Origin of the sequence: Lichenihabitans sp. Uapishka_5, assembly GCF_033947565.1 — a bacterium.
Classification (GTDB): domain Bacteria; phylum Pseudomonadota; class Alphaproteobacteria; order Rhizobiales; family Beijerinckiaceae; genus Lichenihabitans.
In genome coordinates this window covers 1-16900 of record NZ_JARPVX010000007.1, presented here as the reverse complement: position 1 = coordinate 16900, position 16900 = coordinate 1, and the positions used below count along the sequence as shown (strand labels likewise).

Annotated in this window: 24 protein-coding genes, 1 tRNA gene and 1 pseudogene; 17 read left to right on the top strand and 9 right to left on the bottom strand. The window is 64.8% G+C overall.

Annotation, left to right across the window (positions count from 1 at the left end; all coding sequences use genetic code 11):
- The first annotated feature begins 103 nt into the window (after nucleotides 1-103).
- Nucleotides 104-322, top strand: a complete 219-nt coding sequence (locus P7D22_RS04765) for a helix-turn-helix domain-containing protein (protein WP_319933073.1) — start codon at nucleotides 104-106, stop codon at nucleotides 320-322.
- Nucleotides 309-482, top strand: a complete 174-nt coding sequence (locus P7D22_RS04760; protein WP_319933072.1) for a hypothetical protein — start codon at nucleotides 309-311, stop codon at nucleotides 480-482. Before P7D22_RS04765 ends, P7D22_RS04760 begins: the two co-directional genes overlap by 14 nt.
- A 123-nt stretch (nucleotides 483-605) precedes the next feature.
- On the opposite strand, the gene P7D22_RS04755 is transcribed toward P7D22_RS04760, so the two are convergent.
- Nucleotides 606-830 (bottom strand): YodC family protein, encoded by a 225-nt coding sequence (locus tag P7D22_RS04755; RefSeq protein ID WP_319933071.1) that lies wholly within the window; start codon nucleotides 828-830, stop codon nucleotides 606-608.
- A 326-nt stretch (nucleotides 831-1156) separates the two neighbouring features.
- Between P7D22_RS04755 and P7D22_RS04750 the strand changes: the two genes are divergently transcribed.
- From P7D22_RS04750 to P7D22_RS04705, 10 genes are all read left to right on the top strand, one after another.
- Nucleotides 1157-1441, top strand: a complete 285-nt coding sequence (locus tag P7D22_RS04750; RefSeq protein ID WP_319933070.1) for a hypothetical protein — start codon at nucleotides 1157-1159, stop codon at nucleotides 1439-1441.
- Nucleotides 1442-1738: 297 nt separating this feature from the next.
- The gene (locus tag P7D22_RS04745) at nucleotides 1739-2821 is read left to right on the top strand and encodes a hypothetical protein (RefSeq protein ID WP_319933069.1); all 1083 of its coding nucleotides are present in this window, start codon (nucleotides 1739-1741) and stop codon (nucleotides 2819-2821) included.
- Nucleotides 2822-2900: 79 nt separating this feature from the next.
- A complete protein-coding gene (locus tag P7D22_RS04740) occupies nucleotides 2901-3251 on the top strand; it encodes a hypothetical protein (RefSeq protein WP_319933068.1) in 351 nt (116 codons plus the stop codon).
- Complete coding sequence (locus tag P7D22_RS04735) at nucleotides 3251-3526, top strand: hypothetical protein (RefSeq protein ID WP_319933067.1); 276 nt, start codon at nucleotides 3251-3253, stop codon at nucleotides 3524-3526. The genes P7D22_RS04740 and P7D22_RS04735 overlap by 1 nt, the downstream gene beginning before the upstream one ends.
- Before the next feature lie 3 nt (nucleotides 3527-3529).
- The gene (locus P7D22_RS04730) at nucleotides 3530-3733 is read left to right on the top strand and encodes a hypothetical protein (RefSeq protein ID WP_319933066.1); all 204 of its coding nucleotides are present in this window, start codon (nucleotides 3530-3532) and stop codon (nucleotides 3731-3733) included.
- A gap of 3 nt (nucleotides 3734-3736) precedes the next feature.
- On the top strand, nucleotides 3737-4069 hold the full coding sequence (locus tag P7D22_RS04725) for a hypothetical protein (RefSeq protein ID WP_319933065.1): 333 nt from the start codon (nucleotides 3737-3739) through the stop codon (nucleotides 4067-4069).
- A 178-nt stretch (nucleotides 4070-4247) separates the two neighbouring features.
- Nucleotides 4248-4523 (top strand): hypothetical protein, encoded by a 276-nt coding sequence (locus tag P7D22_RS04720; RefSeq protein WP_319933064.1) that lies wholly within the window; start codon nucleotides 4248-4250, stop codon nucleotides 4521-4523.
- 2 nt (nucleotides 4524-4525) lie between these two features.
- Nucleotides 4526-4903, top strand: coding sequence for a hypothetical protein (locus tag P7D22_RS04715; protein ID WP_319933063.1), 378 nt, complete (start codon nucleotides 4526-4528; stop codon nucleotides 4901-4903).
- Between the two features lie 107 nt (nucleotides 4904-5010).
- Nucleotides 5011-7785 carry a phage tail tape measure protein gene (locus P7D22_RS04710; protein WP_319933062.1) on the top strand — a complete coding sequence of 925 codons (2775 nt, stop codon included), beginning with the start codon at nucleotides 5011-5013 and terminating at the stop codon, nucleotides 7783-7785.
- A gap of 119 nt (nucleotides 7786-7904) precedes the next feature.
- A complete protein-coding gene (locus tag P7D22_RS04705) occupies nucleotides 7905-8801 on the top strand; it encodes a DUF5758 domain-containing protein (RefSeq protein WP_319933061.1) in 897 nt (298 codons plus the stop codon).
- 527 nt (nucleotides 8802-9328) lie between these two features.
- Here the strand turns inward: P7D22_RS04705 and P7D22_RS04700 are convergent.
- The 4 genes from P7D22_RS04700 to P7D22_RS04685 form a co-directional block, all read right to left on the bottom strand.
- On the bottom strand, nucleotides 9329-9973 hold the full coding sequence (locus P7D22_RS04700) for a hypothetical protein (protein WP_319933060.1): 645 nt from the start codon (nucleotides 9971-9973) through the stop codon (nucleotides 9329-9331).
- Nucleotides 9974-10057: 84 nt separating this feature from the next.
- Nucleotides 10058-10465: a type II toxin-antitoxin system death-on-curing family toxin gene (locus P7D22_RS04695; protein WP_319933059.1), complete on the bottom strand. Its 408-nt coding sequence runs from the start codon at nucleotides 10463-10465 to the stop codon at nucleotides 10058-10060.
- On the bottom strand, nucleotides 10455-10637 hold the full coding sequence (locus P7D22_RS04690) for a hypothetical protein (RefSeq protein ID WP_319933058.1): 183 nt from the start codon (nucleotides 10635-10637) through the stop codon (nucleotides 10455-10457). The genes P7D22_RS04695 and P7D22_RS04690 overlap by 11 nt, the downstream gene beginning before the upstream one ends.
- A 227-nt stretch (nucleotides 10638-10864) precedes the next feature.
- Entirely contained in the window at nucleotides 10865-11275 is a 411-nt protein-coding gene (locus P7D22_RS04685) for a response regulator (protein ID WP_319933057.1), read from the bottom strand.
- Nucleotides 11276-11678: 403 nt separating this feature from the next.
- Between P7D22_RS04685 and P7D22_RS04680 the strand changes: the two genes are divergently transcribed.
- From P7D22_RS04680 to P7D22_RS04670, 3 genes are all read left to right on the top strand, one after another.
- Nucleotides 11679-12305, top strand: coding sequence for a hypothetical protein (locus tag P7D22_RS04680; protein WP_319933056.1), 627 nt, complete (start codon nucleotides 11679-11681; stop codon nucleotides 12303-12305).
- Nucleotides 12306-12560: 255 nt separating this feature from the next.
- Nucleotides 12561-12944, top strand: coding sequence for a hypothetical protein (locus tag P7D22_RS04675; RefSeq protein ID WP_319933055.1), 384 nt, complete (start codon nucleotides 12561-12563; stop codon nucleotides 12942-12944).
- Nucleotides 12945-13111: 167 nt separating this feature from the next.
- Nucleotides 13112-13381 (top strand): hypothetical protein, encoded by a 270-nt coding sequence (locus P7D22_RS04670; RefSeq protein ID WP_319933054.1) that lies wholly within the window; start codon nucleotides 13112-13114, stop codon nucleotides 13379-13381.
- A gap of 121 nt (nucleotides 13382-13502) precedes the next feature.
- Here P7D22_RS04670 and P7D22_RS04665 read toward each other — a convergent pair.
- Nucleotides 13503-13579, bottom strand: a tRNA-Arg gene (locus P7D22_RS04665).
- 291 nt (nucleotides 13580-13870) lie between these two features.
- Here P7D22_RS04665 and P7D22_RS04660 point away from each other — a divergent pair.
- Nucleotides 13871-14386 carry a GNAT family N-acetyltransferase gene (locus P7D22_RS04660; protein WP_319933053.1) on the top strand — a complete coding sequence of 172 codons (516 nt, stop codon included), beginning with the start codon at nucleotides 13871-13873 and terminating at the stop codon, nucleotides 14384-14386.
- Nucleotides 14387-14389: 3 nt separating this feature from the next.
- Here P7D22_RS04660 and P7D22_RS04655 read toward each other — a convergent pair whose 3' ends face one another.
- From P7D22_RS04655 to P7D22_RS04645, 3 genes are all read right to left on the bottom strand, one after another.
- Nucleotides 14390-14722 (bottom strand): hypothetical protein, encoded by a 333-nt coding sequence (locus tag P7D22_RS04655; RefSeq protein ID WP_319933052.1) that lies wholly within the window; start codon nucleotides 14720-14722, stop codon nucleotides 14390-14392.
- Nucleotides 14723-14849: 127 nt separating this feature from the next.
- Nucleotides 14850-15419, bottom strand: a complete 570-nt coding sequence (locus P7D22_RS04650; protein WP_319933051.1) for a cytochrome b — start codon at nucleotides 15417-15419, stop codon at nucleotides 14850-14852.
- On the bottom strand, nucleotides 15416-16474 hold the full coding sequence (locus P7D22_RS04645) for a catalase family peroxidase (RefSeq protein WP_319933050.1): 1059 nt from the start codon (nucleotides 16472-16474) through the stop codon (nucleotides 15416-15418). The genes P7D22_RS04650 and P7D22_RS04645 overlap by 4 nt, the downstream gene beginning before the upstream one ends.
- Before the next feature lie 206 nt (nucleotides 16475-16680).
- Between P7D22_RS04645 and P7D22_RS04640 the strand changes: the two are divergent.
- Nucleotides 16681-16900, top strand: a pseudogene (locus P7D22_RS04640) (hypothetical protein); the annotation flags it as partial.

Genomic DNA, 16900 nt, shown 5'->3' with positions numbered 1-16900 from the left:
CTCCGCAAGACGACATGCGCCCGGCCTGGGAGATCCCCCGGCGTCCGGGCTTTTGTTTGGCTCCGTACCTCCCATACCTTCCACACTTCCGAGAGCTTCAGCCATGGCGCAGACTGTGCCCGCGGGCGATATCCTGTACGGCGCGCCGCGCATCGCCCGCCACCTCGGCATCACGGAACGACAGGTCTACACGCTTGTGGAGGCTGGCCGCCTGCCGCACTGGCGCGAGGGCAAGGCCATCCTGTCGCGTCGCGCCACCCTGAGCGACTGGGTGCTGGCCCGCGAAGCATCCGCCCGCAAACCCGAAGGTGCGCCCGCGTGACCGTAAATTCCGAGCCATTCGCCTCGACGTCCGCGCCGAGGATGCCGGTACGAGGCGCAAGGCGTTCCGGCGCTTCATGGACGAGGCGGTGAGAAAGGCCCTGATCGCATCCCGTGAGCTCGACGGCCAAGACCTGCTGTGGTTCGTGAAGCCGGAGTGACGGGCCGGGCAGCGGGACAGGACAGGACAACGGGACAGCATCCTTTAGATGCTATGTCCCGCTTGTCTCGCTCTCCTCACGCGACATCCGGGACAAATGTCTCGGTTTGTCTCGCTTGTCCCGTCACAGATCGTCGTCGCCTTCCCCGAAGTGCTGTGCGCCAGTCTCAGCCTCTTTCGGATAAGGCTGAAGCGTGGCTTCTACGAACGCATTCCATGCGAGCGTGTACGTGCCATCGCTCCGGTTGAACCAAGCACATTCATATCCTCCGGCAGCGGCCGCGACTTGAACTGTCATCAGCGGGCCGCCTGACTTGAGCCGCACCACGTCACCGACCTTGAACGCCATCGCGTTCTCCCTTGCTTGAGCTACGCCATGGAGGTGGGGCACGGCGGCGAGCGGCGACATACCCCCGAGGGGCACCCATCGGTCGCGGGTCCCTTTGCGCGATCGGCGCGGGCACGGGTCATATGGAGCACGACCCTTCGGTAGAATGCACCATCGAAAACCCGGTCACAGGGTAACAGGTAACAGCTAAGTCTCTGATGTTGTTGTCACCTGACCTGTTACCTGCCCTGTAACCTGTCACCACCTGTTACCTGCCGTCGATGCGATAACAGGCGCCAGGATCGGCAGAGGACCCGCCGTCCTCATCCATCACCAAGGACATCACCATGAGCGAATTGAAGCTGTTCACGGCATGGCAGAAGCTTGCCGGCGGGCCGGCGCGTGTGCAGGTCAAGCCGACGAGCGAGATCCAGTTCTCGCTCTCGCCTCCCGAGGTGCGGGACCATCAATGGTCAAGCTTCAGCGGAGCGCGCGTTCTCGGCGGCGAGACGGAGGAGATCGAAGTGCCGGAGGGCAAGACCCTGAGCATTCGCCTTGCCTGCCGGATCGATGTGGTGGCGCTCGTCGACCTGCCGGCCTTGGCCGACCCCGAGCTGCCTCCGGCCGCCTGACGGCAGCACCCCGGCACGTCAGCGACCACAACCCCAGGGCGAGGCAGTGGATACCCCCACCCCCTACCTGGACCACGGGTCCTTTCCCGGGCGTCGGCCCGCTGCGGGAATAAGTGGGCGCGGAAGGCCGCTAGTTCTGGCCTGATTTTTCGAGGTTCGCAGCGTGGCCGTGACGGGGCCGGCAGAGCCTTCCGCGCCTCTGTGAGGTGCCTGCACACCCCTGCGAACCCTGCCGCGAACCCGCGAACCTCCTGCGGTTTGCAGGTTCGCATCCTCCATCACCACCAAGGATTACCCATGCCCACCATCACGCTCGACTCGATCCGCGCCGTGCTCAAGAAGCCGGCCGCCACCACCGCCCAACTCGCCGCGGCCCTCGACCAAGTGCGCAAGGCAGAGACCGAGGCCCATACCGCCGTCGAGGCCGCGGGCGCCAAGTTCGAGGCCGGCGTGCTCGACAGCGACGCGGATCGGCAGAAGAAGCGCGCCGCGCTGTTCGACGCTCGCACCACGGCCGACGACGCCACCGCCCTCCGCCTCGAGGCCGAGCGCCGCCACGTCGCCGCGCTCGCCACGGACGAGGACGCCCGCCGCAAGCTCTTGCACCAGGCTGCCACCGAAGCCAGCGCCGCCGCTGCCGCGGTCCTGGCCAAGGAGTATCCGCGGGCCTGCCTCACGATCCTCGGCATCCTCGGCCAACTCGCCTGCGCACAGCGCACCGTTGCCGCCGCGAATGCCGAATTGCCGGCTGGGGCCGACCCGATCGCCGACCCCGAAATGGTGGCGCGAGGCGTGCCAGGGCTGCGGCGCGAGATCGTCAGCGAGGAGGTCGTCGAACTGTGGAGCCGCCTCGACCTCATGCAGCCGGTCGAGGAGACGTTCCAAGACGAAATCTATGCCTGCGGCAATGGATGGGGCAAGCGTGGCCCCTACGATGGCGGGGACATGAGCCAGGGCGAGTCCCAGGCCATCTATCGCCGTCGACGCTATCGCAAAATCACCTCTCGCGATCCGGTCAGCGGCACGCAGCCGATGCCGCTCGCTGCTGCCCTGCAACTTCCCGAGCTTTGCAGCGAGCGCATGCTCTGGGGCGAAAGCTTCCCGGCAGGCATCTCGCCCGCGTTGTCCCGGATGATGACCGGAGCCGCCGAGCCCGACGCCGTGCTGACTGCCCTTGCTGACATCGAAGCCGCAGCGGTCGCCAAGCCTGCGAAGGTGGATCGCCCGCTTCGTGTTGCCTTCGAGCTGATCGGCGAGGTGGTGCCGTTCCCGCCCGAGCAGCCGTCGCCCGCTACCAAATCTCAGCCACTCGGCCAGCGCCCGAGCAAGTTCGGCGCTTCGCCCTTCGCTCCTGGCCGCGCCGCCGGGGGCCGTCGCTGAACCAGGATGGGGTTCGATGCACGCTCGCGACGAATTCGCCCTCATCGCCGAAGCGTGTGCCGCCGCCGATCAGCCGCAGATGACCGCCATCCTGATCCGGGAGGGCGTCACCCTCGCCGAGGCCCGCGAACGCCTCGACATAGTGTCGGCCGTCAACGCCCTCTTGGCCTTCGGGCACGACTGCCCGAAGCTGACGACCGAATTCCGCGAGACGGCGCTCTCTGGTCGTATGACAGTGCAGCAGGTCCGCGTTGCGGTCCTCGACGCCATGGCAGACATCGACGCCGAGACAGTTGTCGACAACAAGCGGCCCACCAGCAGCGGCGAACCATGTGGGCCCGCGCCTATGAAGCGGGACGCGGCCGAGCGAAGCGACAAGAAGCCCGGCTCCAAGTCCTGCACCAAGCTCGACGAAACGACCGGCCGCTGATGGGCACCCTGATCCCGTTCTGTCCAGACCCCTATCAGAGCGCCCATGAGGCCGAGGTGCGCCACGTCTGCGCTCTGGCCCGCTGTGAAGACCTGGTGCCGCAATACCTCGCGGCTCACACCCCTATCGAGATCGTCGTCGAGCAATGCCTGTGGCTGGTGCTCCGCCGCAAGCCGCCCAGCATGCTCGCTCGGCAGATCGCTCGCATGCACGGCCCGGCCGGCACCCGCCGCCGCGCGCTGACGCCATCCCCGAACCTCTACCGGAGAGCCTGACCTATGACCCTCGATTCCGAGTCCCGCGCCCTTGTGCAGCAACTCGTCGACGCGCTCGCGCCGCTGACCAACAGCATCATGGCGCCTAAGCCGGACGACCTGCCGGACACTTCATCAATGCCGTGGAGCATGACGCGCGGAAACCTGAAGAAGGCCGATGCCGCGGTCGCTGCCGCCAAGGCTGCCCTCGCCGCAGCCGGGACCTAACCCATGCTCACCATGGCCACCGCCAGAGCCGCCGCAGCGGCCGAGGACTTCGCGACCCTTCGCAGCATGTTCGTCGCGATCATCCACCATCCGGACCAGCCGCTCGACGGCATCACCGACCCGGCCGAGATCGTATCGACCTTCGACGCCATCTGCGGTGTGCTCCGGTTCGACCTGGAGCCGCTGCCGGAGCAGACATTCATGCTGATGTGGCGCCTTGGGCTGGAAAGCCATGCGGCGCTGATCGGCCAGAGCTATGGCGCCGCGGCCCAGAGTTTCATCCAGTCTCCGACCTACTATGCCGAGCGGTTCGCAGGCCAGCACGCGACCGCCTGAGCCGCCGATCCACACCGTTTCCGAGCCTCACGGCTCGACCAAGAATGCGGGGCCTCCTTGAGGGCGCCGCCGGGTCCGTCCAAGAGCCGCAGCTGTCCTCCGTGCCCCGCGATCCTCGGATCACCAGCGGTTAAGGGCAGCACGACCCGGCACCTATCCCCAGCCGAAAGATCTCACCATGATCTCATCCGAAGCGAACAGGGCGCACGCCCTGGCCCGAATGAACGCGGCTGCCCGCCGCGCGCCGACGCCTGCCATGACGGCCAAGGCCGCCGCAATCGGGCGCAAGCTCGACGCCGTCCGCAAGGGCCTGCCGCGAAGCCTGCCGCCCGGCACCATCGTGCTGTCCGGGTCCGCGCGTCTCAGCCGTGCCGAGTTCGAGCGCCTTCGCGACGAGGGCCGCCGCATGGCGACTTCCGCCTTCCATCACTTCCCCACCAGCCTCGAGGCCTGACCATGTCCGAACGCAAGCGCACCACCATCAAGCTCGAGGAGCCAATCCTCGACGGCACCAACGTGCTGACGGAGATCATCCTCCGCGATCCGCTTTACAGCGATTATCGCGAGTGCGGCGAGGTCGTCACCTATGTCGAGGACAACGGCCGCGGCATGCCGGTCGTGATCGACGCGACCGTTTTCAAGTACATCGAGCGCTGCCTCGTATCGCCGAAGAGCTTCCTCCTCTTGGACCACCTGACCCTCAACGACGGGCGGAAGCTGCGGGAGTGGCTGATCGGTTTTTTCCGGCGAGACGTCGCGGCGACCGAGGGCTCCACGACGTCGTCGCCGACCTCGTCTGGCGAGCCGGCCGCCTCTCCTTCCCCGACGCCCTGAGCATGAGCGTGCCCGACCTCGTGTTCTGCCATCGGCTGGCCAGCGAGGCCCGCGCGGAGGACGAGGCCGAACACGCGCGCCTGAAACGCGAAACCCGAGGCTGATCGATGGCTATTCTGGAAAGCGAAGTCGTCCTCACCGGCAAGGACGCCGGTGTCGCCGCCATGTTCGAGAACATCGGGCGCAAGCTCGATGCTATGGGCAAAGCGGCGAAGATCAGCCCCGAGTTTGAGAAGCTGGCGGGCACGCTGCAAAAGGCCGAGGCGCAGCTCAAGGCCATCGACAAATACAACACGGCCAAGTCGACATCCGCGCTTGCGCGCGGCACGGCCGACGACGCGCGCCGCAAGGTGACCGAAGCGAAGGCGGCCATCGAAGCCATGTCGGCGCCGACCAAACGCGCGACGGCAGACCTGGAGCGGCTCCAGGCGGCCGAAGGTCGGGCAATCGAGCAATACCGCCGTCGCGCCACCGCCACCCTGGAGGCCCGCTCCGCCTTGTCGGGGTTGAGCATTTCGGCAGAAAGAGCCGGCGCCGCCGAGGTGGCCCTGAGAGGCAAGGTGGAGGCGACCACCGCCGCGCTCGAGCGGCAGGTGATGGTCGAGCGGCGACAGGTCGAACAGGGTGCCGCTCGCGCGAAGCAGATGGCCGCCCAAGCGCAGGTGTCGCGGCGCGGCGGTCATGGTGACAGCACGCTCGCCGGACTGGCCGGCATGTACATCGGCCATGAGGTCGGCCACGTCGGGCACCAGGTGATCGAACGCTACGCCGAGTTCGATAAGGAGCGCCGATACGGCAAGGTCGTCATGGGCCTGACGGATGAGCAGCAAGAGCCCTTGGTCCGGCAGGCCATCCGAGGGGGCGCCAATTCGCGCTTCAACGATATCCAGTGGCTGGAGTCGCAACGCGAGCTCGCGGCGCGTGGGTACAACCGCGACCAGGTCATGGCCTTTACGCCGATCGCGGCGCAGCTCGGGCAGGTTTTCGACAAGAGCATGCCGGAGGGCGTGAAAGCGCTCGAGGGCGCCTTGCTTGGCTTCAAGAAGGACACCTCGACCCCCGAGGCGGCCATGGCTTCGGCCCAGCGCACGGCCGACCTGCAGACCAAGGCGTCGAAGATCAGCGGCATGGACTACGAGGACGTGGTCGCGGCCTACAAGTATGCTGCCGCGCCGGCTCAAATGGCCCACCTCTCCGAGGAACAGATGCTCGCTTTCGCGGCCATCTCCAAGAAGAGCAACATGGGCGGCGACGAGTCGGGCGTCGCGTTCCGCGCCTTGGCCAAGAACCTGATGACACCCACGGCCGGTGCCCAGATCGCCATGCGGGCGTCGGGCATCAACTACAACAGCTACCAGCGGATGCCAGACCGGCTCGATACGGGCGGATTCGTCGACTCCGTCGCCAAGAACTACGGCGTGAAGCTCGACCAGAAGGCCACCGCCGCGATCGAGAAGATTTTCACCAACAAGGCGCTGATCGGCAACGCGACGGCTTTCATGCCGGCCATGCGCGAGGTGCTCGGCAACGTGCTCGGCGGCGACGACGCCAAGTCGAAAGGTAAGATCGCAGGACTTGCGCGCAACTACCGCGATGCCAGCGTCAAGAGCATCGACACGGATGGGCTGATGACGGCCATCATGACCGGCATGTCCAAAAACCCGGCGCTGGCCAATGCCATCTTCGGGTCGAAACAAGGCGGCCGCATCTTCGCAGCCCTCGGCGATCCCAAGTATTTCGCCCACGTCCTCGACGAGCTTCAGCATCATTCGCAGGGGTTCGGCAAGACCGTCGCTGATGCCCGCATGGAGGGGTTCAACGGCGCCGTCCAGAAGCTTCAGGCCTCTATCATGGTGGCCGAGACCGCGATCGGCCGCTCGCTCGATGGCGGCGGCAAGGGCGGCCTGATGACGGATGCCACCAACATCGCCACGGGCGCGCTCCAGGCCTTCGCCGAGGCAACCCCGCAGATCCATCAGCTCGCGGCGGCCGGCGGCGCTGCGGCGGCGGCCTGGGGCGCCATCAAAGGCTTCAACCTTCTCAGCGGAGGCTTCGGGCTGAAAGGCTCGGCCACGGCGCTCGACGCTGCGGCGGCGCACTTGATGGAGGTTGGCATGCCGGGCCATGGCGGGCCCGGAGGCGGCATGCCGGGCGAAGCTGGCCCTGGGGGCGGCAAGAAGCTCGGGCTCGGGGCCGGTCGCCTAGCGGCCGCCGCGATCGGCGCCGCGCCGACCCTCATGGAGGCCTACGACTACTCCAAGATGAGCCCCGAGGAGCGCAAGGCCTTCGACGAGAAGCGATTCGCAGAAGGGCACGCCGCGGCCGTCGCGGCCGGTAACGTGGTGCGTAGCATTCGCGACCGGCTCGGCCTCCGCACGATCCTGCCTTTCAGCGACGACAACCTGGACGAAGGCAACGAGCCATCAATCCGGGCTCGCGCGAAGACGATGGCGCGTGGCGCTGGCTGGCACGCAGCCCTGGCCGCCCCGCCGATCAATGACCCGTACCTCGGGGGCGAACGGCAGGCGATTGACGAGCGGGCCCGTCGCGGCGCCTTGGATTTCCGGCAGGACCCCGAGGGGGCGCGCGGGCGTGCCTATGCGCGGCTACCGGGCAATCAGCCTACGATCGGCGCCCCGCTCGACATCCGCCCGCAGGCTCAACGTGACGGCATGCAGACGGTCGACGTGACCGGCAAAGTGTCGAGCGACGTGAGCGTCACCACGGGCGGCACGATCCGGGTCGACGTGCAGGCCTCCCCCGAGTTGCTCGCAAAGGTCGGCTTTCAGGGCATCGTGACCAACGCCGTGGCCAAGCCTTCGACTGGCGCCTCAATGCCGAATGCTGGCGTCGCCCCGCACGTTTCCCGGCGAGACGAGTAGCCGGCGGATCACCACCGATTAGACCGCACCGGACCTCCCAGCCGCGACTGCACCACCCCTCCCCGACCCGCTCGCAAGGCGGCGCTCCCTGACATTCATCGCAACAGGATCAAAGAATAATGGCTCCGATCTATCTCACCACCCCGCCCGCGTTGCCCCTGCAAGGTGTCCTGAGCGGCAATAGTGTTTCCCCGAGCTTTACTCCATATCCCGATTACACAAATATCCCCGATTTCGATCATCGATCCGTCCATAGCTGGGGAACCGTTCAGCTAACCTATCCGTCGCCCCTCACTGGAACAGTGACCATAACTAGGTCCACTGACGGGAGCGTGTACAGCCCTCTAACTTCTCTTATAGATGGTTCTATTTTATCCCAAGTATCGACCTTAGGTGCCAGTGCAAACTACCGCATGCATGAGTACGACAAGGATGCGTCATGGCGCATTGAGTGCAATCTGTCCGCAGGGTCGATAAAGTACGCCTGTTCGGGCGATGTCGGATCATTAACGCCTCAGGTATGGGCAAATATTGTTTGCCCGCAGCAATTTGATGGCGTCAGGTATAGCCAATCACAGCTTAACGCTTACAAGGCGTTGCTTCAGACACCCGTGAAAGACAGCGACTTAGTCGGAAACATCGTCCTTTACAAACGATGTCACTACAACACTTTTGCTAAACTATCAGTTCCGGCGGCTGCAAAGCGCCGTCGTGGCGGGCTGTTTATCGAGTTCTTCGACCGAGACATCTGCGCAGAATACGCGGACGTTGTTTCAATCGTCGACAGACTAGGCAATCCATTTTCTAGCGCACCAAGCATTAGTTACCGGTCTTTTATTTACACAACCGGGCAAAGAGCGGTCGCATCCAACTTAGACACAGTCACAAGTCCAAATGACTTTATGTCACCCTATTCTCAATGGGGAATACACGGATACCTGAGCTTGATGGAAGCTGTTCGTTACTCTCCGGACCTGGAAGCTTTGCCGGTCAATTTCCAGGCGCTCGGCCTGTAAATGCAGCCGAATTTGTAGAAAGATTATGAGATGTTGAAAATACCCAACCTTATCTGGCTTCGTACCGGCGTTCTAGAAGCTTGGTCCGGCACGCTCACTGGCAATGGAACGTCGGAGACGTTTGCCTTTCTGCCTGCCGGCATGTGCTCGATAGGCGTAACGTTTGCGGAGAGTGCTGCCGGCAGCGTGACGGTTATGCGCTCCAGAGATTTTGGTCTTACCTGGGCGCCGTTAGTAGACGGCACCGCTGTAACCTTGACCCCCTCTGGGGCGACCTCGGTGAATATTGTCGAATACCCGTATAGCTTGAACATAGAAATATCAAGGGTATACAGGTTGCAAGCCTCGCTCTTGGCAGGACTGGCCACTTACACACTGACGCCCTACCTGAAGCCGAACGACAGGGTCGTTGCACCAGCGCAGGCGTAACTTACGCCGCCGCACGGCACCCGCGATGTCACCGTCTCGATCCCGTGGTCGAGCGGTAGCATCACGGGTAGTGTTCCGCGATATCTCCTTAGGCTCTATCAGGCCGCCCGTGGCAGGCTGCGGCGCTTCATGCCGTAGCTTAGAGCGCCGAGGCCAAGCAGGGCAGCGCCGAATAGGGGTGCCGAAGCGGGAAGCGGGACGGGCGAGAGTGGATTGCCTGTGGCAGTCGTCGTTTGCGACTGGGTGTCATAAACCGACCCAAGAACGGTGGTGCCCACCGAAGATGAGTCGTAGCCCACGATCGTCCCAGGTGGCGCGTAGTCCGTTGAAGCTATGTACTGGTACAGAGTAAAGCTGAAACTGTAGCCGGTCCGGTCTACTGACGGGCCGTTCATGTCAGCGACGGAGTAGTTGAAGGTGGGGTCAAACACCGTGAAAACGGCTGAGTTTGTCGTGCCTAGGAACCCAGGCCCTGATGTGTAGTCCGATCGGGTGAAGTTCGCCGACGTGTCCGTGAAGCTGGTCGAAATGAAGTCAATCAAATCGTTGGTCTGCTCAGTCTCGCTAAATTGAAGCCTACCACTGCTGCTCAGCGTGTCGCCGGCAAGCGTTACACTGAGACCTCCATCGGCGCCTGTGCCAGCTCCAATAGTGATCGAGAACGGCGAAGCAAGCGCGTGGCTTACACCTCCTGAACTGATCATCCCCACCGCCAGCGCAGCGCTTGCAAATCGCATAGGCATCAAATCAGCTCCAAGGCGGTAACCACCCACGCCGGTCGCGAAGCTACATGACGTGACGAGAGCGTCAACGAAGCGTTACGGGCCTCATCGGATCAAGTCGTGTGGAATGCAGTAGAGCCGGACGATTTCTGCGAATGGCCCGTCGAGGCTCTTGTCGGTCAACGTGCGGATGACCGTATCGGCAAACGCGACCAGATCCGGCGTCTCGAGCGCGTAGCCGTTCCAGTCCAAGAAAAGCTGTGCGGCAACGAAGCCGGTGCGCTTGTTCCCCTGCTCGAAGGGATGGTTGCGCGCGATACCAAGCAGAAGCGCCACGGCCATGTCGACGAGATCCGCATCCTGGTCATAGAGGAACAGGTTGCGGGCTCGACCAATTGCGCTTTCCAGCAGGCCCAAATTCAGCAGGGCGTGATTCTCGCCTGTGTCTGCGACCGCTTTGCGGTTGATCCTTATGGCGTCATCTGCCGAGAGCCAGGCAGGTTCACTCGGCAAGGCGCGCCATCACGCGAGGGTAACGACGCAGTACGTCGTCGGTCATTTCCTCAGGCGTCTTGCGAACCGTCACACGCCGCGGCTCAAGCTTGCTCTTTCGCGCGATGGGGTGCGCTTGTGCCGTTTGCTCGGGAACTTGGTATCCCGTGACGAAATGCGTGTACGCCGTCAATTTCGCCTCCCTCACTCGACGCCATTACACAATCTACAGTGTGCCCATTGTGGGGAAGGGCGCGCGCCAATTCAACCGCCATCTTGATGTACGGCTTTGCATTTCATGGGGTGCGGTATTTTTGATGAACGTCGCCAACGTTGTCGATTAGCCGGCGCGCTTCCATGACGCAGGCGTGCCGCAGACGCGCAAAAGCCCTTCGCATATCGGCCATTCCGAACCAAACGTCAGTTCTGCAACGGAGCCGGCTTCTGTTCGTCCGGCAGGATCTCTCGCAAATGGCCGTGCACTACTTCGGCGCTGAACGGCTTGCCGATGAAGTGGGCGCCTTCGGGCAGGTCGCCGTCGCCTGGCTTGATCCTCCCCGACGCCACCACGATCGAGATGTTGGCCCACTTCACAGCGACCTCTCGGGCCAGGGCGAAACCGTCGCGCGAGCCCGGCATCTCGACGTCGGAGAACATCAGCACGACGTCGAGATGATGATTTTCCAACACCTCAATCGCTGCGTCTCCGTCTTCGGCCTGCAGGGTGCAAAACCCCACACTTTCCAGCATCTCGGCGATGTCCATGCGAAGCATATCGTCGTCATCGACGACGAGTGCACAGGGTGCAGGCGAGGCTTGAGGCGAATCCATAGGGCTTAAAGTTGCCACTATGGATTAGGTTTCACACGCTCCCGCCAAGCTGGGTGGATCGCTGCGCCATATGGAGCTTCAAGTCCGCGTCCCAACATCCGGACCCGGCCCGATCAACCCCTCGTGCACGAGCCGGTCCTCAAGGATCTTGCGGATCATCTCTGAGCGGGAGGGCTTCGGTTCGGGCTGTTGTGCCGTATAGGCATCGAGAGCTGTCTTCTGAGTTGAAGTCAGACGAACCGGAACGGGCGCTTCAAATGTCGCCCCAGGGGGGCGGCCTCTTCTTTTTTCGTCTACAGGAATTGACACAGGCGCCATCTATTCCGTATACGTAAAAACCGGGCCAGACGGAAGCGGGAACTTCCAGTCCAGCCCTGACCACAACGAAAATGGAGCTTTCGCAATGGCTATCCACGTCAATAGCACACCCGTGCCTGCCCGTCCCTTATTAGCCGAGGCGCTGCCCTCGGGTGGCTTATTACCGGACAGCCGCGCCGAGTTGCTGGCCATCCTCGACGCCGGCCCTCTGCCCCACGCTTTCATGACAAGGCACCAGCGCGAGACCATGCAGGCCGGCGTCGACGCGCTGATCGAGTACCTAGACGCGATCACGCCGGACGCGGACCTGGAGCCCTGCCTCGGGGCAAACGAGCCGGGCCTCCGCACATGCGGCACACACTGGCACCAGAGCGCGCCAGGGCTCGACCTTGAGGCCGACCCGCTCGACTCAGGTGAGCACGATCCTGCAGACTGGGAGCCCAGTCTCGGCGCGCAAGAGCACGTCATGGGCTACGGCTGGGCTTGGGCCCGTATTGATCGCGCGTGCAGTCAGGCGCAGTGGGGCAGGGGCGGGCGCAACGACCTGGAGGACGACCACGACGGCCGCGAGCCGGATGTGGACGACGAAGATGGCGCCGATCGGGAACACGATTGCGCGGAAGCGGGCATCGCCGACATGGATGGCATGTGCGAGCAGGTTCAGGCCTATGACGGGTTCCTCCCTTGGGCCAATGGAGGCTGCGTTGCCTGACGCCACCCGCAGCCCGTTTGCGGCCGAGCTCGACCGGCAATGGATAGCCTTGGCCGTCCAGCACCGGTGTGGGCTTGTCCCGCTCAGCGCCCAACAGGATGACCATTTAAGCGCGTTAGGGGAGTTGCGCTCGAAAGTGGGTTCCGCCAATGCGGCGTCGCTTCCGAGTGAAGGTTTAGAGGCGTGCGCGTCATGCATGTGTCGGGATCGGTGCGACACCCGTCGACCCGAAAGGCTGCACTGATGGAGCGCAGGATGAAAACCAAGTCAGGGAAGCCGAAATCAACCAGAGCCCCGCCCGCGCCCACCGTCGTGCTGAAACCTACAAACCAAGCTCCCTGCCAACGGCGTCCTTTCGCCGTTGACTTGGGCGAGGCCGCGCAGTCCATCGGCATTGGACCGACACCGGAAACGCGGGCGCATGAGGCCGAAGGTCAGCCGAGGGGCATCGACTTCCGGCCGCTCTTAGTGAGCATTCCCCGGGCCGCACAATCCATCGGCATCGGCACCACCAAGATGAAAGAACTCGTGCGGGATGGGCGCATCACTGCAACCAAGCTCGACGGACGGACCCTAATTCGCTGGGATGCCCTTCAGGCATTCGTCGAGGCTCTTCCTTCGATAGCGGTTGCTCAATGATCGCCAAGACGGCCGACCCGACGCCTACCTGTGCGATCTACGGAGTGCAGACGTGACCGCCGCCCTTCTCGCCCTGGCGCTCACCATCGCGATCTTCTCGCTGGACTAGGCTGAAGCGGTCACTTTCAGAAGGCCAGGGTCCAAACGTCAAAAGCCAGAGATCGCCTATGAGCAAGCCCCGCACCCTCCCTGCCGAGCTGTCGACCTCACGCACGACGATCCCGGCCACCAAGCGATTCGATCCGATATCGGTCCGCATCGACGATGCTGGCGAGATCATCGGCGTGTCGCGAGACAAGATGTGGCGCCTCGTGCGCGACAAGAGGGTCGCCTCGTTCAAGATTGATGGCTGCACTCTGGTCCTATGGGAAGACCTTAGGCAGTTTGTCTACCTGAGCGCAGGCCGGCCTATAGAGCTCGATCCTGGAGCCGACTAGCTCATGGGCTTCGCGAATGTTCACGGGAAGGCAACCGACAGGCTGCTTCCGATATGCTTCCGATATCACTATGACCGGAAGCAACCCTGACCCGAAAGGACGTCTAAGTGGTTGATCCAAATGGCGCGCTCGAAGAGATTCGAACTCCTGACCCCCAGATTCGTAGTCTGGTGCTCTATCCAGCTGAGCTACGAGCGCGCATTGGATCAGCCGGCGGGGGGAGACCCCGATGCGGCGACCGTGAGGGAGTGTTAGAAGGTCGTGCGGGCCTTTGCAACCCGGTTTCGCGTGTTTGGTGGCGAGCCGGGCGGGAAAAGCTGCGATGCGGCGTGCGGCCGGTGTGTCCGTCGGGCGTCTCGCGCCGACACGCGCGAGGTTTCCGTGGCTGGGCGGCCCTCCGCTCGGGTGAAGTGGATTCCACTTTGCACAGCCAGCCTCTAGAAACCCCGTAGGGGGCGCGCGGCCCCGAAACGCCCTGGGAACCGATCGATGGCCGACGATCCGATGAACTTGTCCGTGGTGGTGTCGCCGGAGGCTCCCGTCGATGCGGCCGCCGTGGAGCGGCTGAGCGAGCGTGCCTTCGGGCCCGGGCGCTACGCCCGGACCGCCTACCGCATCCGCGAAACGGCCGCGGCCGATCCAGCGCTGTCCTTCGTGGCCCGCATCAGCACGCTTCTTGTGGGCGCCAACCGCATGACGCGGGTGCGCTGCGGCCCGGTGCCGGCGCTGCTGCTCGGCCCGCTGACGGTGGATCCCGCCTTCCGGTCGCGCGGCATCGGGGCGGCGCTGGTGCGCCGCTCGCTGGACGCCGCCGCGGCCGCAGGGCATGGCGCCGTGATCCTGGTCGGGGATGAAGCCTATTACCGGCGCTTCGGGTTCACGCGGGTGCCGGCGGGGCGGCTGGCGATGCCAGGCCCCGTCGATCCGGCCCGGTTGTTGTTCCGCGATCTCGTCGAGGGGGCCTTTGCGGCCGCCCAGGGCGGGGTGGCTCCGGTGGTGCGCTGACGCTCAGGCGGCCGAAGTGGCGGCCCAGGAATAAGCATCGAGCGCCCGAAGCAGTTCGGAGGCGCTCGACCGGGACGCCTGGCTTGTTGCTGCCGGAGCGGCGGTTTCGTTCTCCGCAGGGCCGCCCGTCTTCGATAGGTAGACCGTGAGGGCCGCCGCCACCTGGGCGGTGCCGCTGCCGGTGCTGTCGAACCCCGACCGTGGGGTCGAGCGCTGCGTGGCGCCGGTCGGCAGATCGCTGGCGGCCGTGGTCTCGTCCGTCGGCTTGGCTTGGCGGGCCTGGCGCAACAAGTCGGCCAGGCTGTTGCCGCCGTTGCTGGACACGGTCAGTGCCATCGGGAGCCTCCTCGCGTCGATGATCCGGAACGGCACGACGATGCCGCCAAATCACTAACGCGAGGTTAACCCTAACCCTTCATGCACCACGAAGGCGCTTGACGGCACCTCAGGCCTCAGGGGCGGCTCACTCGGCCTGGGTCACGACCCGGTCGTTGACAGGTCCCGGGGCCATGGCCTCGAACACGCCGTCGCGCCGCACCAGGGCATGGAAAAGCCCGGCCGCGAGATGCACCAGGATCAGCGCAAAGAACACGAAGGCTCCATCGACGTGCAGGGTCTGCAGGGTGGCGTGCAGGCCGTCGTTCTGGCCCACCAGCGCCGGCAGCCGCAATCCGCCGAGGATCGTCACCGGGTAGCCGCCCGACGACACCATGGCCCAACCGACAAGCGGCATGCCGATCATCAGGCCGTAAAGGGCATAATGCGACAGGTGGGCCGCGAGCTTCATCGGCTCCGGCAGGTCACGCGGCAGGGCAGGGGCGCCGACCCGCAGCCGCACGGCGAGCCGCACGAGGGCCAGCAACAGAATGGCGATCCCGAGCGGCTTGTGGATGTCGATCAGCGTCAGGTAATTCGGCGCGATCGTCGACACCATGCCGACGCCGATGAACAGCATGGCGATGATGCAGACGGCCATCGCCCAATGCAGCGCGCGCTGCAGGGGTGTGAAGTGCTGACGTGCCGTGGTAGTCATGGCTTGGCCTCGGGAGCGGTGCGGGGATAATCCTTGGCCTCGGCCGTGCGCCGGTCGAAGGACACCCGATAGGCGGCCGAGCGTGCCGCCGGGAACGGGTCGTCCGAGGTGCGCATGCCGGACGGCAGGATGGTAGGGTCGTAGTTGATGTCGCGGCACGGCCCGTCGGGCTCGGGCTCGATTTTATCGGCCACCAACGTGCCGACCTCGACGGTGCGCCGGTCGTCGGGCCAGGCCTTGCTCGGGTCGACCGTGGGATCGCCCGGATTGGCCACCTGCACGCTGAGCGTCCAGCGTTGCGGCCCAGCGGCGACGCGCTGCATGATCTCATCCTCGAGCGCGTTGGGGCCACGCTTGGCGAGGTCGTCCGGGGCGATCGATTCCGCGGCCGCGGCAGGGATCAGCGACCAGCGCACCGTCCGGTCCGTGCCGGATGCGTCGGTGAAGATGAAGCTGTTCAGGCCGTTGAAGCGGTTTTCGGCATAGGACGGCGTCCAGGGGGCCGACTTGGCCCAGGCGCCGAAATTGGCGATCTCCGGATGGGCGGCCGCAAACCCCTTCATGGCATCCGGGTCCTTGCTGCCGGATGCCGTCAGCAGGGCGTAGAAGGCGTCGGGCGTCGAAACGGGGAAGAACGGCGGGCTGATCATGGCGCTGCGCCATTGCGACCCGTCCGGTGCCGTGATCTGGAGGCCGATGCCGCGCACGCGGCTGGTCTTGTCGTCGGCGTTGGGATCGGGCGTGCCATAGTTGAAGCGGCCCACCACGGGATAACGGCCCGCGGCCAGCATCGGCGCCCGGGACAGCTGCGCCCCTTGCCCGTTGGCCTCGAAGCTGCCGGTGAAGCAGATCCCCTTCGAATGGTTGCGGCGATGCCCGGGAACCGCGCCGGTCGGCGGCGCCATGGCGGTCAGAAGCTTCTGCGGCGACAAACGGTCGGGCGACAGCCAACCGCCCGTATAGGCGAAGGCGGCCGCGCTGCCGCCGACGATCGCCGCGATCAACACCAGCGATCCCACGGGGGAGCGCGCGGGCGGTCGACGCGTATCGGGCATCAAGTTCCTCATTATTCCAATGCGAAGGAGCGGCGCGACCTTACCACTTGCGGCCCGCGAGGCCATGGGCCTCCCCCATCGCAAATCGCCTCCCCGGCGATCATGCGACGCGATGGCGGGCCGGAACATGAACCGCGGCTGCTTGTTGCCGACAGGAAGCGTTCAGGCGCGGCGCGCCAGGATGATCAACACAACAGGAGGATCACATGACACGTTCGACCCGGCTGCTGTTGTCCGCAGCCGCCTTGCTGAGCCTATGGGCCGGCACGGGCGCAGCATCGGCCCAGGGCTATTATGGCGATGATGGCCCGCCGCCCTTCCGGCGCGGACCCGGCTGGGATCGCCCGCCGCCGCCGCGGGGGCCGTGGGACCGCTGGCATCACCACCGGCATTGGCGCGACGGCGGCTTCGAGGGGCGTGGCGGCT